The organism is Jonquetella anthropi DSM 22815 (assembly GCF_000237805.1).
GTDB classification, from domain to species: domain Bacteria; phylum Synergistota; class Synergistia; order Synergistales; family Dethiosulfovibrionaceae; genus Jonquetella; species Jonquetella anthropi.
Genome location: NZ_CM001376.1, coordinates 1,144,140 through 1,156,821, shown reverse-complemented (window position 1 = coordinate 1,156,821; position 12,682 = coordinate 1,144,140). Strand labels below are relative to the sequence as shown.

The window sequence follows — 12,682 nt, the reverse complement described above, 5'->3', positions numbered from 1 at the left end:
CAGTGTCGACGAAAAACATTCGCATTCGGCTGAAAGCTTTCGATCATCGGGTTATCGACGCTTCAGCCGCGCAGATCGCGGACGCGGCGGTTCGGAGCGGGGCAAAAGTTGCGGGCCCCATTCCGCTGCCCACGAACGTGAAAAAATTCTGCGTGTTACGTTCTCCCCACGCCGACAAGGACGCTCGGGAGCACTTTGAAATGAGAACTCATAAGCGGTTAATCGACATCATGGATCCAACGCAGAAGACGATGGAGGCCTTGATGCAGCTCAATCTTCCGTCGGGAGTCGACATTCAGATCAAGCTCTGATCGGCTCAAGGCAGGAAGCTCTGGGTAAAAGCTGAAACTTCCCCAGCGCGCAGATGGTGCGCTGGGGAAGCTCTGAGCAAAGGAGAGTTGTGCAATGATTGGTATTCTTGGACAGAAAGTCGGAATGACAAGGGTTTACAGCGAGGAAGGCCGCGCCATCCCCGTGACGGTCATCGCCGCCGGGCCTTGCCCGGTCGTCGACCTGAGAACGCCGGAGAAAAACGGCTACAGCGCAGTGCTTCTCGGTTTCAGCGAGCGTAAGCCTCAGCGGGTAAGCAAGCCGCTGGCAGGGACGTTCAAGCGGGCTGGCGTCACCCCGTGCCGCTGGCTGAGGGAGTTCCGCGTGGCTGATTCCGGAAAATGGGAAATCGGCGGCACGGTGAACGTCTCCCTGTTCCAGGCCGGTGAAGCGGTTGACGTCACTGGAACCAGCAAAGGTAAGGGAACCGCCGGCGTCATCAAGCGTTACGGTTTCGGCGGCGCGCCGGCCAGTCACGGCGTTTCTAAAACGCACCGCAAGCCGAACTCCAGCGGCGCCAGTTCCTATCCCAGCCGCGTCTTCAAGGGTAAGAGAATGCCCGGCCGCATGGGGAACGAACGAGTGACCGTCAAAAACCTGACCGTCGTCGCCATTGACGTGGAGAATAATCTCCTGCTCGTCAAAGGTGCCGTGCCTGGCGCCAAAAACGGCCTCGTCCTGGTTCATAAACAGGGCTAAGGCCGCAGAAGGGGGATTATCATCATGCCCGTTATCAAAATACTGAATTTTGCAGGAGAGGTTGTCGGCGACTTGGAGCTGAGCGACGCCGTGTTCGGCGTTCCATTCCATTCCAGCGCCATTCATCAGGTCGTCGTCGCCCAGCAGGCGAATGCCCGTCAGGGTACGGCCTGTGCGAAGGACCGCGGTGAGGTTCGCGGTGGTGGACGGAAGCCTTGGCGGCAGAAGCACACCGGCCGCGCCCGTGCGGGCAGCATTCGCTCGCCTCTGTGGGCCGGCGGCGGCGTCGTTCACGGCCCCAAACCGCGGGACTACTTCCTGAAGGTTAATAAAAAGGTTCGCGCGCTTGCGATGCGCAGCGCCCTGTCGGTCCGGGCCGGCGAGTCCCGCCTGTTCGCCGTGGAGGGTTTCTCGCTGGAAGCTCCTTCGACGAAGAAAATGCTGTCCTTCTTGGCGGCGGTTGGCGCCCGCAAGCCTCTGATCGTTCTGGACAGCCGCAATGAGAACGTCATCCGCTCGGCGGCGAACATTCAAGGCGTCAAGGTTCTTCATATGGACAGCATCAACGTGCTTGATCTGGTACGTCACGACGGTTTGGTAGCGACCACCGCCGTTTTAAAGCGGTTGGAGGAGGTATACGCGCGATGAAACTCATGGCTTATGACATCATCGTACGTCCCGTCATCACTGAGAAGAGCAGCCGGATGATGGAAATGAACAAGTACACTTTTGAAGTCCATCCTCAGGCGAATAAAAGTGAGATTCTCCATGCCGTGGAAACGGTCTTCAAAGTGAAAGTGCAGTCTGTTCATACCGCTAAGGTTCATTCCAAGCCGAAGCGTATGGGCATGGCAGTTGGAAAGAGCCGCGCCTGGAAAAAGGCTATTGTCACCGTTGCCGACGGCCAGAAGATCGAGTTCTTCGAGGGCGCTGGCGCCTAGCGATCGGAGGGAAAGAATATGCCAATTAAAAAGTTCAAACCCGTTACCGCCGGTCGGCGCCACATGGAGATCCTCAGTTCTGAGGGGATCACCAAGTCTACGCCTGAAAAGAGTCTCCTTTGCGGAGCGATCAAGCGTTCCGGCGGACGGAACAACTCGGGAAGAACGACGGCTCGTTTCATTGGCGGCGGACATGCGCGCCGGTATCGGGTTGTTGATTTCAAGCGCGATAAAATCGGCATCCCCGGCCGCGTTGCGGCGATCGAATACGATCCCAACCGGTCTGCCCGGCTGGCGCTGATTTTCTACGCTGACGGCGAGAAGCGCTACATCCTGTGCCCCAACCTGCTGAAGGTGGGCGACACGGTTCTGGCGGGCAAGGGCGCTGATATTCAGCCCGGAAACTCCATGAAGCTCGCTGACATTCCCGTGGGCACGAACGTCCACAATCTGGAAGTCATGCCCGGCCGGGGCGGCAAACTTGTCCGGTCCGCCGGCGCTACAGCCCAGCTGATGGCTAAAGAGGGCAAGTACGCTTACCTTCGGATGCCGTCCGGTGAGCTTCGGCTGATCCTCTTGGAGTGCACCGCGACCATCGGTCAGGTGGGCAACTTGGAGCACGAAAACGCGATGGCCGGCAAGGCCGGCAGAACTCGCTGGCTCGGCAAGCGGCCCCACGTTCGGGCAATGGTTCAGAACCCCTGCGACCACCCGATGGGCGGCGGTGAAGGACGAAGCAAGTCGAATACGCACCCGGTCTCGCCTTGGGGAACACCGGCCAAGGGCTACAGAACCCGGAAGAAGAAGCCCACGGATCGCTTGATCATCCGGCGCCGGGCTAAGTAGTCGAGGAGGACAGAAAGTATGGCACGTTCAGCGAAAAAAGGGCCATTCGTCGAGGTTCGCCTGATTAAACGGGTTGAAGCGATGAACGAGTCCGGGACAAAAAAAGTCATAAAAACCTGGTCCCGCGCGTCAATGGTCGTCCCGCCGATGATCGGTCACACGATCGCCGTTCATAACGGCCGCACGCACGTACCTGTCTACGTCAGCGAGAACATGGTTGGCCATAAACTGGGTGAGTTTGCTCCCACGCGCCGGTTCGGCGGACATGCCGGACAGGAGCGCAAGGCAGCTCCGACGCCGTCGAATTAAGGAGGACTGACGATGCAAGCTAAGGCAATTGCCCGCTCCGTTCGTATTTCTCCTTTCAAAGTTCGTCAGGTGCTTCCGCTGATTCGCGGAAAAGGCGTCAGCGCTGCCATCACCGCGCTGCACTATTCGCCCAAGAAGGCCGCCCGTCTGGTGGAAAAAGTCCTGAAGAGCGCCGTGGCGAATGCGGCGAATAACCTGAGCCTTGACGTTGATACGCTGAAAGTCGTTGAAGCGACGGCGGATCAGGGCCCTGTCATGAAGCGGTTCAATCCGGTATCAATGGGACGGGCTCACGCTTACGTACATCGGACCTGCCACATTGCCGTGACGGTTGCCGAATAGGAGGAATGGCATATGGGTCAGAAAGTTCATCCGATCGGTTACCGTATCGGTGTGATTCGCGACTGGGAATCCAAGTGGTACGCCAGCGGCAAGAACTATCACGAATCGCTCCATCAGGATCTTAAACTGCGGGAATGGATCAAGAGCCGCTGGGAAGGCTCAGGCATCTCCCGGGTGGAAATTGAGCGCGTCGGGAAGATCATGCGCTTTACGATTTGGACCGCACGGCCTGGTGTAGTGATTGGCAAGCAGGGTGCTGAGATCAACAAGCTAAAGGAAGACCTTCAGGCTAAAACCGGCACTCGGGTCATGATCAACGTTCAGGAGATCAAGAACCCTGAGGTTGACGCTCAGCTGGTGGCTGAGAACGTTTCCAGCGCTCTGGAGAACCGCATCAGCTTTCGCCGCGCCATGAAGCAGGGCCTGTTCCGCACCATGAGAGCCGGCGGGCTTGGCATCAAGATCCAGTGCTCCGGTCGGCTTGGTGGCGCTGAAATCGCCCGGACCGAGTGGTACAACGAAGGGCGCCTTCCCCTGTCAACCCTGCGGGCTGACGTTGACTACGGCCTTTCCGTTGCCAAGACGATGTACGGCACCATCGGTGTCAAGGTGTGGATTTACCGCGACGAGAAGGCGATTAACACGGCCGCTCCTCGGCAGCCCCGCCGCGGCCGTAAAGAAGGAGGGCGTTCCTGATGTTGATGCCCAAGCGCACCAAGTACCGCAAGGCTTACCGGAAAAACCTAGTCGGTGAGTGCAAGGGCGGGGATTACGTCGCTTTCGGGGAATACGGGCTTCAGGCGGAAGAGTGCGCCTATATTACCGCCCGTCAGATAGAAGCAACGCGTGTGGCAATTAACCGAAAGCTCCGCAAGGGCGGCCGGCTCTGGATCCGGATCTTCCCTGACGTTCCTTTCACGAAGAAGCCTCTTGAAACCCGAATGGGAAAAGGAAAGGGCGCTCCGGAGTTCTGGGTCTCGGCAGTTCGCCGCGGCCGGATCCTCTTTGAAGTCGGCGGCGTGCCGCTTGACGTCGCAGAGACTGCTTTTCGCACGGCATCGCACAAGCTGCCGATCAGGGTTCGACTTGTAACCCGCGATACTTTGGATGGTGAATAGCAATGGACGCAAAAAGCCTGCGCGAATTGACGGTTGAAGAACTCCGCGACAAGCACCGGGAGTTCAAAGAAGAGCTCTTCAACCTGCGGTTCCAGAACGCGGTCGGTCAGCTGAAGAACACCAGCCGCATTCGGGATGTAAAAAGAACCATCGCGAGAGTCCTTACCATCGTTCACGAGAAAGAACAGGGACTTGTCGTGGACGGCGGAAGGAGGTAAGAGACGATGGAAGGCAAAGCACTTCATCATCACAAAGTGAAGGTCGGCGTCGTCGAAAGCGATAAGATGGAGAAGTCCGTCTCTGTCAGGGTGACTCGGCACGCCATGCACCCGGTGTACGGCAAGAGAATGGTGACCTCGAAGAAATTTGTCGCTCACGATGAGTCGAACGATTGTCACGTGGGCGACCGGGTGCTCATCGAAGAATGCCGGCCGTTGAGCCGCACAAAGCACTGGAAAGTCGTGCGGGTCATTGAGCGCGCGCTGGCTCTTGACGGCGAAGAAAAAGAGGAGGCGTAGAGCATGATCCAGCTCAACACCGTTCTGAACGTCGCCGACAACTCTGGCGCCAAGCGGGTCAAGTGCATCCAGGTTCTTGGCGGCAGCAAGCGCCGCTATGCCACCGTGGGTGACGTGATCGTCTGCGCGGTTAAGGAGGCCATCGCCAACAGTCAGGTGGCGAAGGGGAAAGTCGTCAAGGCCGTGGTCGTCCGCACGAAGAAAGAAACTCGCCGTCTGGACGGATCTTACGTTCGTTTTGACGATAACGCGGCGGTCATCATTGATGCAAACGGAGATCCCAGAGGTACGCGTATCTTCGGTCCCGTGGCTAGAGAGCTTCGCGCCAAGAAGTACATGAGAATCATCTCTTTGGCGCCTGAAGTGGTGTAGGAGGACTGAAATGAGCGGTTTGCGACTGAAAAAGGGAGACAGAGTCAAGGTCCTTTCCGGCAAGGATAAGGGCAAGGAAGGGAAAATCCTGACCTGCTACCCGGACAAAAATAAAATCATCGTCGAGGGAGTTGCCGTAGTATCGCGCCACACCAAGCCCAGTCAGGCGAATCCTCAGGGCGGGATCGTCAAGCGCGAATCGGCAATTGACGCGTCAAAGGTGATGCTGGTCGATCCCAATACGGGCAAGCCTACCAGAGTGGGATATCGTTTCCTGAGCGACGGCCGTAAAGTTCGCGTGGCAAAAGCTTCGGGCGAAGCGATCGACCAACTGTAGCGAGGAGGCCCAATATGACGACAGCACGCATGCAAGAGAAATACACCGCGGAAGTGGTGCCTTTCTTGCAGAAAGAGTTCTCGTACAGCAACGTCAATTGCATCCCACAGATCAAGAAAGTAGTCATTAACATCGGCGTCGGCGACGGGAAGTCGGACGCAAAGTTCATTGATGCAGCAGCGAACGAGCTGGGCATCATCAGCGGTCAGAAAGCCCAGGTGCGCCGGGCGAAAAAGTCCATCGCTGGATTCAAGCTCCGCGAGGGCGCGCCGGTTGGGTGCTTCGTCACCCTTCGGGGCGTTCGGATGTGGGAATTCCTCGACCGGCTGCTGAACGTGACTCTTCCTCGAATCAAGGACTTTCAGGGTGTCAGCCGCACGGCGTTTGACGGCCGGGGCAACTACAACCTGGGTCTGAAGGAGCAGCTGATCTTCTCGGAAATCAACTACGACAAGGTCATCTCCGTGAGAGGCATGAATATTTCCATCGTCACGTCAGCTAAGACGGATGAAGAGGCTATGGCCCTGCTGGCAAAGCTGGGCATGCCGTTCGCTCGCTAGGAGGCGAAGTTATGGCCCGAAAAGCACTGAAAAACAAGGCTGCTCTCGCCCCTAAATTCTCCACGCGAGGCTACAACCGCTGTCCGCTGTGCGGCCGCATTCATGGTTACATGAGAGTCTTTAACATGTGCCGTCTGTGCTTCCGCAAACTTGCCCGGGAAGGGAAGATCCCCGGGGTCGTCAAGTCTAGCTGGTAGGCTCGAACGAGAGAACGAAAGGGGAACGAGGAATGTACGTGAACGACCCTATCGCGGATATGCTCACGAGGATTCGGAATGCCAACACGGTTCGCCACGAAAGCGTTGACGTGCCGATCAGCAAGATGAAGTTGGCAATCGCCAAGATCCTCAAAAGTGAGGGTTTCATCCGCAACTACAAAGTCATCAACGATCCGAAGAAGAATTACGGAACGCTTAAAATTTTCCTGAGCTACGGTCCCAACAGGGAGCGCGTCACTCAGGGGCTGACCCGGGTGAGCAAGCCCGGCCGGAGAATTTACGTGGGCAGGGACAAGCTGCCGAGAGTTATGGGCGGCTTGGGCATCGCGATCATTTCGACCTCTCAGGGTCTCAAGACCGACGCGGAAGCGCGCGTTTTGGGCCTAGGCGGCGAAGTAATCTGCCACGTTTGGTAGAGGTGAGCCGACATGTCGAAAATCGGTCGCAAGCCTGTCGTTCTGCCGAAGGGCGTCTCTGCGGAGATCAAGAACGGCACCATCACTGTCAAACACGATAAGAACGTACTGTCGATGCCGCTTGTTGACGACATCGAAGTCGAAATTGCCGACGGACACATCAGCGTCTCCCGAGCAAATGATGAAAAGCCCACGAAGGCCCTTCACGGCATGGTTCGGGCGATGCTTCACAACATGGTTGTCGGCGTGAGCGAAGGCTACACGAAGGTCTTGGAAATTCAAGGCGTCGGTTACCGCGCCGCCATGCAGGGGAAGAACTTGGTTCTGAACCTGGGATTCTCGCACCCTGTCGAGATCACCCCGCCGGAAGGGATTACCTTCGCGGTTGACGGGAACACGACGATCTTCGTTAAAGGTATTGATAAGCAGGTGGTCGGCCAGATCGCCAGTGAAATTCGCTCGTGGCGCGCTCCTGAGCCTTACAAGGGCAAGGGAATCCGTTACCGCGGCGAATACGTCCGGCGCAAGGCCGGTAAGACCGGCAGCAACTAAACGAGGTGAAGGACATGAATAAACAGAAAAGCAGAAACGCCATGCGTCTTCTTCGGCACAGCCGCCTTCGCCGCCGTTTGTCGGGTACCGCTGCTAAGCCGCGTCTTTCCGTTTTTCGCAGCTTGAAGGAAATCTACGCGCAGGTAATAGACGACACGGTGGGGCATACTCTGTGCTCCGCTTCGACGCTTGATAAAGGACTTCGGGATGCCCTGACCGGCGGTCACTGCACCGTTGCGGCGGCCGCTGAAGTTGGCAAGCTTGTCGCTCAGCGGGCTATCGACAAGGGAATTTCCGAGGTGGTTTTTGATCGCGGTGGCCACGCGTATCACGGCCGTGTTGCGGCATTAGCCGAGGCGGCTCGCGAAGCCGGCCTGAAGCTCTAAGAGGAGGATGCAGATGAACGACAGCAAGCAGCAGAATGCCTCTGAGCTGATTGAGCGCGTTGTCGCGATCAACCGCGTCAGCAAGACGGTTAAGGGCGGTAAGCGCTTCCGCTTCAGCGTGCTGGTTGTGGTAGGCGACGGCGAGAGCAAAGTCGGACTTGGCATGGGCAAGGCCCGTGAAATCTCCGAAGCGGTCCGGAAGGGAATGGAGTCGGCCAAAAAAGCCATGGTCGAAATGAAGCACCACGGCAAGACCATTCCTCATCCCATCGTCGGTCGGTATGGCTCGACGGAAGTCCTGCTCCGTCCGGCATACGACGGGACCGGGGTTATCGCCGGCGGCGTCGTACGCGCCATCATGGAACTGGGCGGCGTGAAGGACGTCATGACCAAGGTTGTCGCTCGGAGCAACAACCCGATCAACGTTGCGCGCGCGACGTTCAGCGCTATCGGTGCGATGCGGACGCGCGATGAGATCTTCTCACTTCGGGGCAAGAAGAACCCTGAGGTCGCGGAGGCGAAGAGCAATGGCTAAGCTGCAGATTCAGTGGAAGCGGAGCACTATAGGCCGTCCGGATCGTCAGGACCGTACTATTCGGGCCCTCGGTTTCACGAAGCTGAATTCGACCGTTGTTCACGAGGACACGCCCCAGATTCGCGGCATGATCTACGCTGTCCGCCATCTGGTGGAGTGGAAAGAGATCGAGGAATAAGGAGGTCCGGGCATGAAATTGAACGAACTTAGACCTGCTCCCGGAGCCAAGCGGAAGCCCAAGCGCTGGGGGACTGGTTCAGGCAGCGGAACAGGCCGGACCTGCGGCAGAGGCACGAAAGGATACAAGGCCCGTTCAGGGAGCAGTATCCGCGCTGGATTTGAAGGCGGTCAGATGCCGATGGTCCGCCGCATTCCCAAGCGGGGCTTCAACAACTACAACTTCGCGAAAGTCTATCAGATCGCCAATTTAGGCGCGATCGCTGAGATCTTCAACGCCGGAGCCACGATCACCGTGAACGAGCTTTTCGCTTTCGGACTGGTGAGATCCATGGAGCTTCCCGTCAAGATCTTGGCAAGCGGAGAGTTGGACAAGCCGCTGGTCATCAAGGCGTCCGCTTTCAGTGCTGCCGCTCGTGAGAAGATAACGGCTGCAGGTGGCACCGCTGAGGTGATCTGACATGGCCAACTCCTTCCGCGACGTCTTCAAGCTGCCGGAACTGAAACGCCGGATCATTTTCACGCTGATGATGCTGTTGGTGTTCCGGATTGGGGCTCACATTCCAACACCGGGAATTGATACGGCTGCCATGTCTCATGCATTTGCCGGCAATGGCGTGCTGGGATTCCTTGACATGTTCGCCGGCGGCGCTCTCAGACGGTTCAGCGTCTTTTCGTTGGGCGTCGCGCCGTACATTAACGCGAGCATCGTCATGCAGCTGGCGTGCGTGATTTTCCCCACGCTGGAGAGGATGCAGAAGGAAGGCCCTCAGGGGCAGAAAAAGCTTACTCAGTACACCCGCTGGGGAGCGATTTTGTTCGGTTTTGCTCAGGCGATCGGGTTGGTCTTTTGGCTTCGCCGGCTCGGCGTTTTTTCGGGCGGTTCGATGGACTTTTTCGTCGCTATCTGCACCGTTGTCGCCGGCTCAATAGCCGTCATGTGGCTGGGTGAAGAAATCAGCGACCACGGGATAGGCAACGGCATCTCGGTCATCATCTACGCCGGTATTGTCGCTCGGTTCCCAGAAGGCGTCATTCGGACCTTTGGTTTGCTGAGGGACGGACAGGTGGGACTTATCACCATGCTCGTCGCCTTAGCCATCATGGTCGGCGTTCTGGCCGGAGCAGTTCTGCTCCAAGAAGGCCAGCGGCGTCTGCCGGTTCAGTACGCCAAGCGAGTGGTTGGCAACCGTGTTTACGGCGGGCAGAGCACGTTCATCCCCCTGAGAATCAACCAGGGCGGCGTCATGCCCATCATCTTCGCCTCCTCGCTGCTGATCTTCCCGTACACGATTCTGAAGTTCTTTGACAGTCAGTCGGTCAACCGGGCTGCTGAAGCTCTGGCTCCTGGCAGTTGGCTGTACTCGGTGCTGTATGTCATCCTTATCGTGTTCTTCACGTACTTTTACACCGCGATGGTCTTTAACCCGGCCGAAGTGGCGGAGAACATGAAGAAAAACGGCGGATTTATCCTTGGTATCCGTCCCGGCAAACCGACTGCCGACTACATTGAGCGGGTAGCGACCCGCATCACCATGGTCGGCGCGGCCATGCTCGTGGTCATCGCCTTGGTGCCCAACGTTTTAACGAACGTGTTCGGCATGACGAGCTTCTACTTTGGCGGAACTGCAGTGCTGATCGTTGTCGGTGTTGCGCTTGAGATCGTCCAGCAAGTCGAGAGCCAGCTTCTCATGCGGCATTACGAAGGCATTTTGAAGCGCGGCGGCGGCGCCTCTGGCGCTGGACTGCTGAGGTTCTAAGAGGGGCGGCGGGCAAAGATGAGGCTTATTCTCCTTGGCGCGCCCGGCGCCGGAAAAGGAACTCAGGCTGAGAAAATCGTCGAACGCTGGCATACCGCGCATATTTCCACCGGAGACATCCTTCGGGAAAATGTAAAAGGCGGAACCGAGCTGGGCAAGAAAGCTAAGGGCTATATGGACTCGGGAAAACTTGTTCCTGATGACCTGATCGTCGCGATGATGGAAGGCCGGCTTAAAGAGCCGGACTGCGCGTCAGGCTTTATCCTTGACGGGTTCCCCCGGACCAAGGGGCAGGCTGAAGCGCTGAAAGAACTTCTCGGGCGAATGGGGCTCCATCTGGACGGAGTTGTCCTACTGGACGTTCCCGATGACGTTGTAGTTCAGCGCCTCTGCGGGCGGCGGTGCTGCCGCGGATGTGGGAAGATCTATAACGTCAGCTTCAAGCCGTCGTCCAAAGGCGATCACTGCGAAGTCTGCGGTGGAGAGCTGTTCCAGCGGGACGACGACAAAGAGGCAGTCATTCGTCAGAGGCTGTCGGTGTATCATGAACAAACCGCCCCTCTGGTGGAGTATTACGAAGCGGAGGGCCTGCTGTGCCGGTTTGACGGGACACTTGCAGGCGACGGAATTATCAACGCGATTGCTGAGCGGTTTGAGGGGCATGAATGATCTCCCTGAAAACGGCAAAAGCTCTTGAAAAGATGCGTGTCGCCGGGAAAATTGTGACGGAAGTCCTCATGACGATGAAGGATTTCGTCAAACCCGGCGTCACCACCGGCGAGATTGACCGGCTGGCGGAAAAAATCATCCGGGACATGGGCGCGACGCCTTCCGAAAAGGGGTACCGCGTTCCCGGCATACCGGATCCTTATCCCGCCTCGGTCTGCACCTCGATCAACGACGAGGTCGTTCATGGCATCCCGAGCGACGGTCGATTTCTCGAGGAAGGTGACATTGTAAGCGTTGACGTGATGGCCTGTTACGACGGATATCACGGAGACGCGTGCTTCACTTACCCGGTAGGAACAATATCGGCGCAGCGGCAACAACTTCTTGACGTTACCCGCGGAAGCCTGGAAGCGGCGATCGCGGTTGTCAGATCCGGCGCTACTGTTGGAGACATCGGGCACGCGGTTGAATCGTTCGTTCTTCCGAAGGGATATGGAATTGTGCGTGAATATGCCGGACACGGCATTGGCAAGCGGCCTCACGAAGCGCCGACGGTGCTGAATTATGGGGCTCCCGGTACGGGGGTTACTCTCATCAAGGGAATGACCATTGCCATTGAGCCGATGATTTTGGCAGGAGGCGAAGCCCTCAAGGAAGGGCCCGACGGTTGGCTCGTTTCGACAGCCGACGGGAAAGACGCAGCGCACTTTGAAAAAACGGTGTTGGTCACTTCAGACGGCGCCGAGATTCTTACTCCCTGGAACTGACAGGAGGAACGAGACCATGGGCAATAAAGACGGCGTGATCGAAGTTCGGGGCGAAGTGGCGGAACCGTTGCCGAATGCGATGTTTCGAGTGAAGCTGGAGAATAATCACCTCATCCTGGCCCACGTTTCGGGCAAGATGAGAATGCATTTCATCAGGATTCTGCCCGGAGACAAGGTACTGGTAGAGCTGTCACCCTATGACTTGACCAGGGGGCGCATCATCTATCGCTACAAATGATCGTCCCGACTTTTGCGTCCAACGACCGGACGGTGAGGACGAGGAATCGGTCCTAAAGGAGCGTGTTTCGACCAATGAAAGTTAAATCTTCGGTGAAACCGATATGTGAGTATTGTCGTGTGATCAGACGCAACGGGGTCGTCCGTGTGATCTGCAGCCGTGACCCTAGACACAAACAACGTCAGGGCGCTAGGAGGTAAACCTGTATGGCTCGAATTGCTGGAGTTGATCTTCCCAGAGACAAACGGGTAGAGATCGGACTTACGTACATTTATGGCATCGGAGTTGCCACGTCGCGTAAGATCCTCGAAACCACCGGAGTGAACCCTGACACCCGAGTCAAGGATCTGACTGAGGAAGAGGAGCAGAAGCTCCGTACGGAAATCGTGAACAATCATACAGTCGAAGGCGACCTTCGCCGCGAGCGGACGATGAACATCAAGCGTCTCGTGGATATCGGCTGTTATCGTGGGCTTCGCCACAAACAGGGGTTGCCGGTTCGTGGTCAGCGGACCAAGACGAACGCTCGGACGTGCAAGGGGCCTCGTCGTACTGTAGCAGGCAAAAAGAATAGCTGAGCGAGGAGGTAAAC

General features: G+C 57.4%; 27 protein-coding genes. All 27 read left to right on the top strand.

The window, feature by feature from the left end; genetic code table 11:
* The first annotated feature begins 2 nt into the window (after positions 1-2).
* The 27 genes from rpsJ to rpsM all read left to right on the top strand — a co-directional run bounded on the left by rpsJ (position 3) and on the right by rpsM (position 12,668).
* The gene (gene rpsJ, locus JONANDRAFT_RS05425) at positions 3-311 is read left to right on the top strand and encodes a 30S ribosomal protein S10 (protein ID WP_008523086.1); all 309 of its coding nucleotides are present in this window, start codon (positions 3-5) and stop codon (positions 309-311) included.
* A gap of 94 nt (positions 312-405) precedes the next feature.
* The gene (rplC, locus tag JONANDRAFT_RS05420; protein ID WP_008521536.1) at positions 406-1,029 is read left to right on the top strand and encodes a 50S ribosomal protein L3; all 624 of its coding nucleotides are present in this window, start codon (positions 406-408) and stop codon (positions 1,027-1,029) included.
* 24 nt (positions 1,030-1,053) lie between these two features.
* Positions 1,054-1,677: a 50S ribosomal protein L4 gene (rplD, locus tag JONANDRAFT_RS05415; protein ID WP_008521535.1), complete on the top strand. Its 624-nt coding sequence runs from the start codon at positions 1,054-1,056 to the stop codon at positions 1,675-1,677.
* Positions 1,674-1,970 (top strand): 50S ribosomal protein L23, encoded by a 297-nt coding sequence (gene rplW / locus JONANDRAFT_RS05410; RefSeq protein WP_008521534.1) that lies wholly within the window; start codon positions 1,674-1,676, stop codon positions 1,968-1,970. Before rplD ends, rplW begins: the two co-directional genes overlap by 4 nt.
* An 18-nt stretch (positions 1,971-1,988) precedes the next feature.
* Positions 1,989-2,816 carry a 50S ribosomal protein L2 gene (rplB, locus tag JONANDRAFT_RS05405; RefSeq protein ID WP_008521533.1) on the top strand — a complete coding sequence of 276 codons (828 nt, stop codon included), beginning with the start codon at positions 1,989-1,991 and terminating at the stop codon, positions 2,814-2,816.
* 18 nt (positions 2,817-2,834) lie between these two features.
* Positions 2,835-3,125, top strand: coding sequence for a 30S ribosomal protein S19 (rpsS, locus tag JONANDRAFT_RS05400; RefSeq protein ID WP_008521532.1), 291 nt, complete (start codon positions 2,835-2,837; stop codon positions 3,123-3,125).
* A 12-nt stretch (positions 3,126-3,137) separates the two neighbouring features.
* Positions 3,138-3,467: a 50S ribosomal protein L22 gene (rplV, locus tag JONANDRAFT_RS05395; RefSeq protein ID WP_008521531.1), complete on the top strand. Its 330-nt coding sequence runs from the start codon at positions 3,138-3,140 to the stop codon at positions 3,465-3,467.
* A 12-nt stretch (positions 3,468-3,479) separates the two neighbouring features.
* Positions 3,480-4,163: a 30S ribosomal protein S3 gene (gene rpsC / locus JONANDRAFT_RS05390; protein WP_008521530.1), complete on the top strand. Its 684-nt coding sequence runs from the start codon at positions 3,480-3,482 to the stop codon at positions 4,161-4,163.
* Positions 4,163-4,585, top strand: a complete 423-nt coding sequence (rplP, locus tag JONANDRAFT_RS05385) for a 50S ribosomal protein L16 (protein WP_008521529.1) — start codon at positions 4,163-4,165, stop codon at positions 4,583-4,585. Before rpsC ends, rplP begins: the two co-directional genes overlap by 1 nt.
* Positions 4,586-4,587: 2 nt before the next feature.
* Positions 4,588-4,803, top strand: coding sequence for a 50S ribosomal protein L29 (rpmC, locus tag JONANDRAFT_RS05380; protein WP_008521528.1), 216 nt, complete (start codon positions 4,588-4,590; stop codon positions 4,801-4,803).
* A 6-nt stretch (positions 4,804-4,809) separates the two neighbouring features.
* A complete protein-coding gene (rpsQ, locus tag JONANDRAFT_RS05375; protein WP_008521527.1) occupies positions 4,810-5,103 on the top strand; it encodes a 30S ribosomal protein S17 in 294 nt (97 codons plus the stop codon).
* A gap of 3 nt (positions 5,104-5,106) precedes the next feature.
* Positions 5,107-5,475 (top strand): 50S ribosomal protein L14, encoded by a 369-nt coding sequence (gene rplN, locus JONANDRAFT_RS05370; RefSeq protein ID WP_008521526.1) that lies wholly within the window; start codon positions 5,107-5,109, stop codon positions 5,473-5,475.
* A gap of 10 nt (positions 5,476-5,485) precedes the next feature.
* Positions 5,486-5,812 carry a 50S ribosomal protein L24 gene (rplX, locus tag JONANDRAFT_RS05365; RefSeq protein WP_008523081.1) on the top strand — a complete coding sequence of 109 codons (327 nt, stop codon included), beginning with the start codon at positions 5,486-5,488 and terminating at the stop codon, positions 5,810-5,812.
* Positions 5,813-5,826: 14 nt separating this feature from the next.
* Positions 5,827-6,372 carry a 50S ribosomal protein L5 gene (rplE, locus tag JONANDRAFT_RS05360; protein ID WP_008523080.1) on the top strand — a complete coding sequence of 182 codons (546 nt, stop codon included), beginning with the start codon at positions 5,827-5,829 and terminating at the stop codon, positions 6,370-6,372.
* Positions 6,373-6,383: 11 nt separating this feature from the next.
* Positions 6,384-6,569 (top strand): type Z 30S ribosomal protein S14, encoded by a 186-nt coding sequence (locus JONANDRAFT_RS05355; protein WP_008521523.1) that lies wholly within the window; start codon positions 6,384-6,386, stop codon positions 6,567-6,569.
* Between the two features lie 32 nt (positions 6,570-6,601).
* On the top strand, positions 6,602-7,006 hold the full coding sequence (gene rpsH / locus JONANDRAFT_RS05350; protein WP_008521522.1) for a 30S ribosomal protein S8: 405 nt from the start codon (positions 6,602-6,604) through the stop codon (positions 7,004-7,006).
* A 12-nt stretch (positions 7,007-7,018) separates the two neighbouring features.
* Complete coding sequence (gene rplF, locus JONANDRAFT_RS05345; protein ID WP_008521521.1) at positions 7,019-7,558, top strand: 50S ribosomal protein L6; 540 nt, start codon at positions 7,019-7,021, stop codon at positions 7,556-7,558.
* 14 nt (positions 7,559-7,572) lie between these two features.
* Positions 7,573-7,944, top strand: a complete 372-nt coding sequence (gene rplR, locus JONANDRAFT_RS05340; RefSeq protein WP_008521520.1) for a 50S ribosomal protein L18 — start codon at positions 7,573-7,575, stop codon at positions 7,942-7,944.
* A 7-nt stretch (positions 7,945-7,951) separates the two neighbouring features.
* Complete coding sequence (gene rpsE / locus JONANDRAFT_RS05335) at positions 7,952-8,479, top strand: 30S ribosomal protein S5 (protein ID WP_008521519.1); 528 nt, start codon at positions 7,952-7,954, stop codon at positions 8,477-8,479.
* Positions 8,472-8,657, top strand: a complete 186-nt coding sequence (rpmD, locus tag JONANDRAFT_RS05330; protein WP_008521518.1) for a 50S ribosomal protein L30 — start codon at positions 8,472-8,474, stop codon at positions 8,655-8,657. Before rpsE ends, rpmD begins: the two co-directional genes overlap by 8 nt.
* Positions 8,658-8,669: 12 nt before the next feature.
* A complete protein-coding gene (gene rplO, locus JONANDRAFT_RS05325; RefSeq protein WP_008523074.1) occupies positions 8,670-9,116 on the top strand; it encodes a 50S ribosomal protein L15 in 447 nt (148 codons plus the stop codon).
* 1 nt (position 9,117) lies between these two features.
* Positions 9,118-10,416: a preprotein translocase subunit SecY gene (secY, locus tag JONANDRAFT_RS05320; RefSeq protein WP_008521516.1), complete on the top strand. Its 1,299-nt coding sequence runs from the start codon at positions 9,118-9,120 to the stop codon at positions 10,414-10,416.
* Positions 10,417-10,434: 18 nt separating this feature from the next.
* Positions 10,435-11,085: an adenylate kinase gene (locus JONANDRAFT_RS05315; RefSeq protein WP_008521515.1), complete on the top strand. Its 651-nt coding sequence runs from the start codon at positions 10,435-10,437 to the stop codon at positions 11,083-11,085.
* Complete coding sequence (gene map / locus JONANDRAFT_RS05310) at positions 11,082-11,852, top strand: type I methionyl aminopeptidase (RefSeq protein WP_008521514.1); 771 nt, start codon at positions 11,082-11,084, stop codon at positions 11,850-11,852. The genes JONANDRAFT_RS05315 and map overlap by 4 nt, the downstream gene beginning before the upstream one ends.
* Before the next feature lie 16 nt (positions 11,853-11,868).
* Entirely contained in the window at positions 11,869-12,090 is a 222-nt protein-coding gene (infA, locus tag JONANDRAFT_RS05305; protein ID WP_008521513.1) for a translation initiation factor IF-1, read from the top strand.
* A gap of 74 nt (positions 12,091-12,164) precedes the next feature.
* Entirely contained in the window at positions 12,165-12,290 is a 126-nt protein-coding gene (gene rpmJ, locus JONANDRAFT_RS08085) for a 50S ribosomal protein L36 (protein ID WP_008523072.1), read from the top strand.
* A gap of 6 nt (positions 12,291-12,296) precedes the next feature.
* The gene (rpsM, locus tag JONANDRAFT_RS05300) at positions 12,297-12,668 is read left to right on the top strand and encodes a 30S ribosomal protein S13 (protein WP_008521512.1); all 372 of its coding nucleotides are present in this window, start codon (positions 12,297-12,299) and stop codon (positions 12,666-12,668) included.
* Positions 12,669-12,682: the final 14 nt, after the last annotated feature.

What these genes read in the sequence shown, in the direction of transcription:
- rplB (WP_008521533.1), top strand. Translation starts at nt 1,989, where the DNA reads ATGCCAATTAAAAAGTTCAAACCCGTTACCGCCGGTCGGCGCCACATG.
- rplR (WP_008521520.1), top strand. Translation starts at nt 7,573, where the DNA reads ATGAATAAACAGAAAAGCAGAAACGCCATGCGTCTTCTTCGGCACAGC.
- rplN (WP_008521526.1), top strand. Translation starts at nt 5,107, where the DNA reads ATGATCCAGCTCAACACCGTTCTGAACGTCGCCGACAACTCTGGCGCC.
- rpmJ (WP_008523072.1), top strand. Translation starts at nt 12,165, where the DNA reads ATGAAAGTTAAATCTTCGGTGAAACCGATATGTGAGTATTGTCGTGTG.
- rpsE (WP_008521519.1), top strand. Translation starts at nt 7,952, where the DNA reads ATGCAGATGAACGACAGCAAGCAGCAGAATGCCTCTGAGCTGATTGAG.
- rplP (WP_008521529.1), top strand. Translation starts at nt 4,163, where the DNA reads ATGTTGATGCCCAAGCGCACCAAGTACCGCAAGGCTTACCGGAAAAAC.
- rpmC (WP_008521528.1), top strand. Translation starts at nt 4,588, where the DNA reads ATGGACGCAAAAAGCCTGCGCGAATTGACGGTTGAAGAACTCCGCGAC.
- rpsQ (WP_008521527.1), top strand. Translation starts at nt 4,810, where the DNA reads ATGGAAGGCAAAGCACTTCATCATCACAAAGTGAAGGTCGGCGTCGTC.
- rplE (WP_008523080.1), top strand. Translation starts at nt 5,827, where the DNA reads ATGACGACAGCACGCATGCAAGAGAAATACACCGCGGAAGTGGTGCCT.
- rplX (WP_008523081.1), top strand. Translation starts at nt 5,486, where the DNA reads ATGAGCGGTTTGCGACTGAAAAAGGGAGACAGAGTCAAGGTCCTTTCC.
- rpsH (WP_008521522.1), top strand. Translation starts at nt 6,602, where the DNA reads ATGTACGTGAACGACCCTATCGCGGATATGCTCACGAGGATTCGGAAT.
- rplW (WP_008521534.1), top strand. Translation starts at nt 1,674, where the DNA reads ATGAAACTCATGGCTTATGACATCATCGTACGTCCCGTCATCACTGAG.
- rpsM (WP_008521512.1), top strand. Translation starts at nt 12,297, where the DNA reads ATGGCTCGAATTGCTGGAGTTGATCTTCCCAGAGACAAACGGGTAGAG.
- secY (WP_008521516.1), top strand. Translation starts at nt 9,118, where the DNA reads ATGGCCAACTCCTTCCGCGACGTCTTCAAGCTGCCGGAACTGAAACGC.
- rplF (WP_008521521.1), top strand. Translation starts at nt 7,019, where the DNA reads ATGTCGAAAATCGGTCGCAAGCCTGTCGTTCTGCCGAAGGGCGTCTCT.
- rplD (WP_008521535.1), top strand. Translation starts at nt 1,054, where the DNA reads ATGCCCGTTATCAAAATACTGAATTTTGCAGGAGAGGTTGTCGGCGAC.
- rplV (WP_008521531.1), top strand. Translation starts at nt 3,138, where the DNA reads ATGCAAGCTAAGGCAATTGCCCGCTCCGTTCGTATTTCTCCTTTCAAA.
- rplC (WP_008521536.1), top strand. Translation starts at nt 406, where the DNA reads ATGATTGGTATTCTTGGACAGAAAGTCGGAATGACAAGGGTTTACAGC.
- rpmD (WP_008521518.1), top strand. Translation starts at nt 8,472, where the DNA reads ATGGCTAAGCTGCAGATTCAGTGGAAGCGGAGCACTATAGGCCGTCCG.
- infA (WP_008521513.1), top strand. Translation starts at nt 11,869, where the DNA reads ATGGGCAATAAAGACGGCGTGATCGAAGTTCGGGGCGAAGTGGCGGAA.
- JONANDRAFT_RS05355 (WP_008521523.1), top strand. Translation starts at nt 6,384, where the DNA reads ATGGCCCGAAAAGCACTGAAAAACAAGGCTGCTCTCGCCCCTAAATTC.
- rpsC (WP_008521530.1), top strand. Translation starts at nt 3,480, where the DNA reads ATGGGTCAGAAAGTTCATCCGATCGGTTACCGTATCGGTGTGATTCGC.
- map (WP_008521514.1), top strand. Translation starts at nt 11,082, where the DNA reads ATGATCTCCCTGAAAACGGCAAAAGCTCTTGAAAAGATGCGTGTCGCC.
- rpsS (WP_008521532.1), top strand. Translation starts at nt 2,835, where the DNA reads ATGGCACGTTCAGCGAAAAAAGGGCCATTCGTCGAGGTTCGCCTGATT.
- JONANDRAFT_RS05315 (WP_008521515.1), top strand. Translation starts at nt 10,435, where the DNA reads ATGAGGCTTATTCTCCTTGGCGCGCCCGGCGCCGGAAAAGGAACTCAG.
- rplO (WP_008523074.1), top strand. Translation starts at nt 8,670, where the DNA reads ATGAAATTGAACGAACTTAGACCTGCTCCCGGAGCCAAGCGGAAGCCC.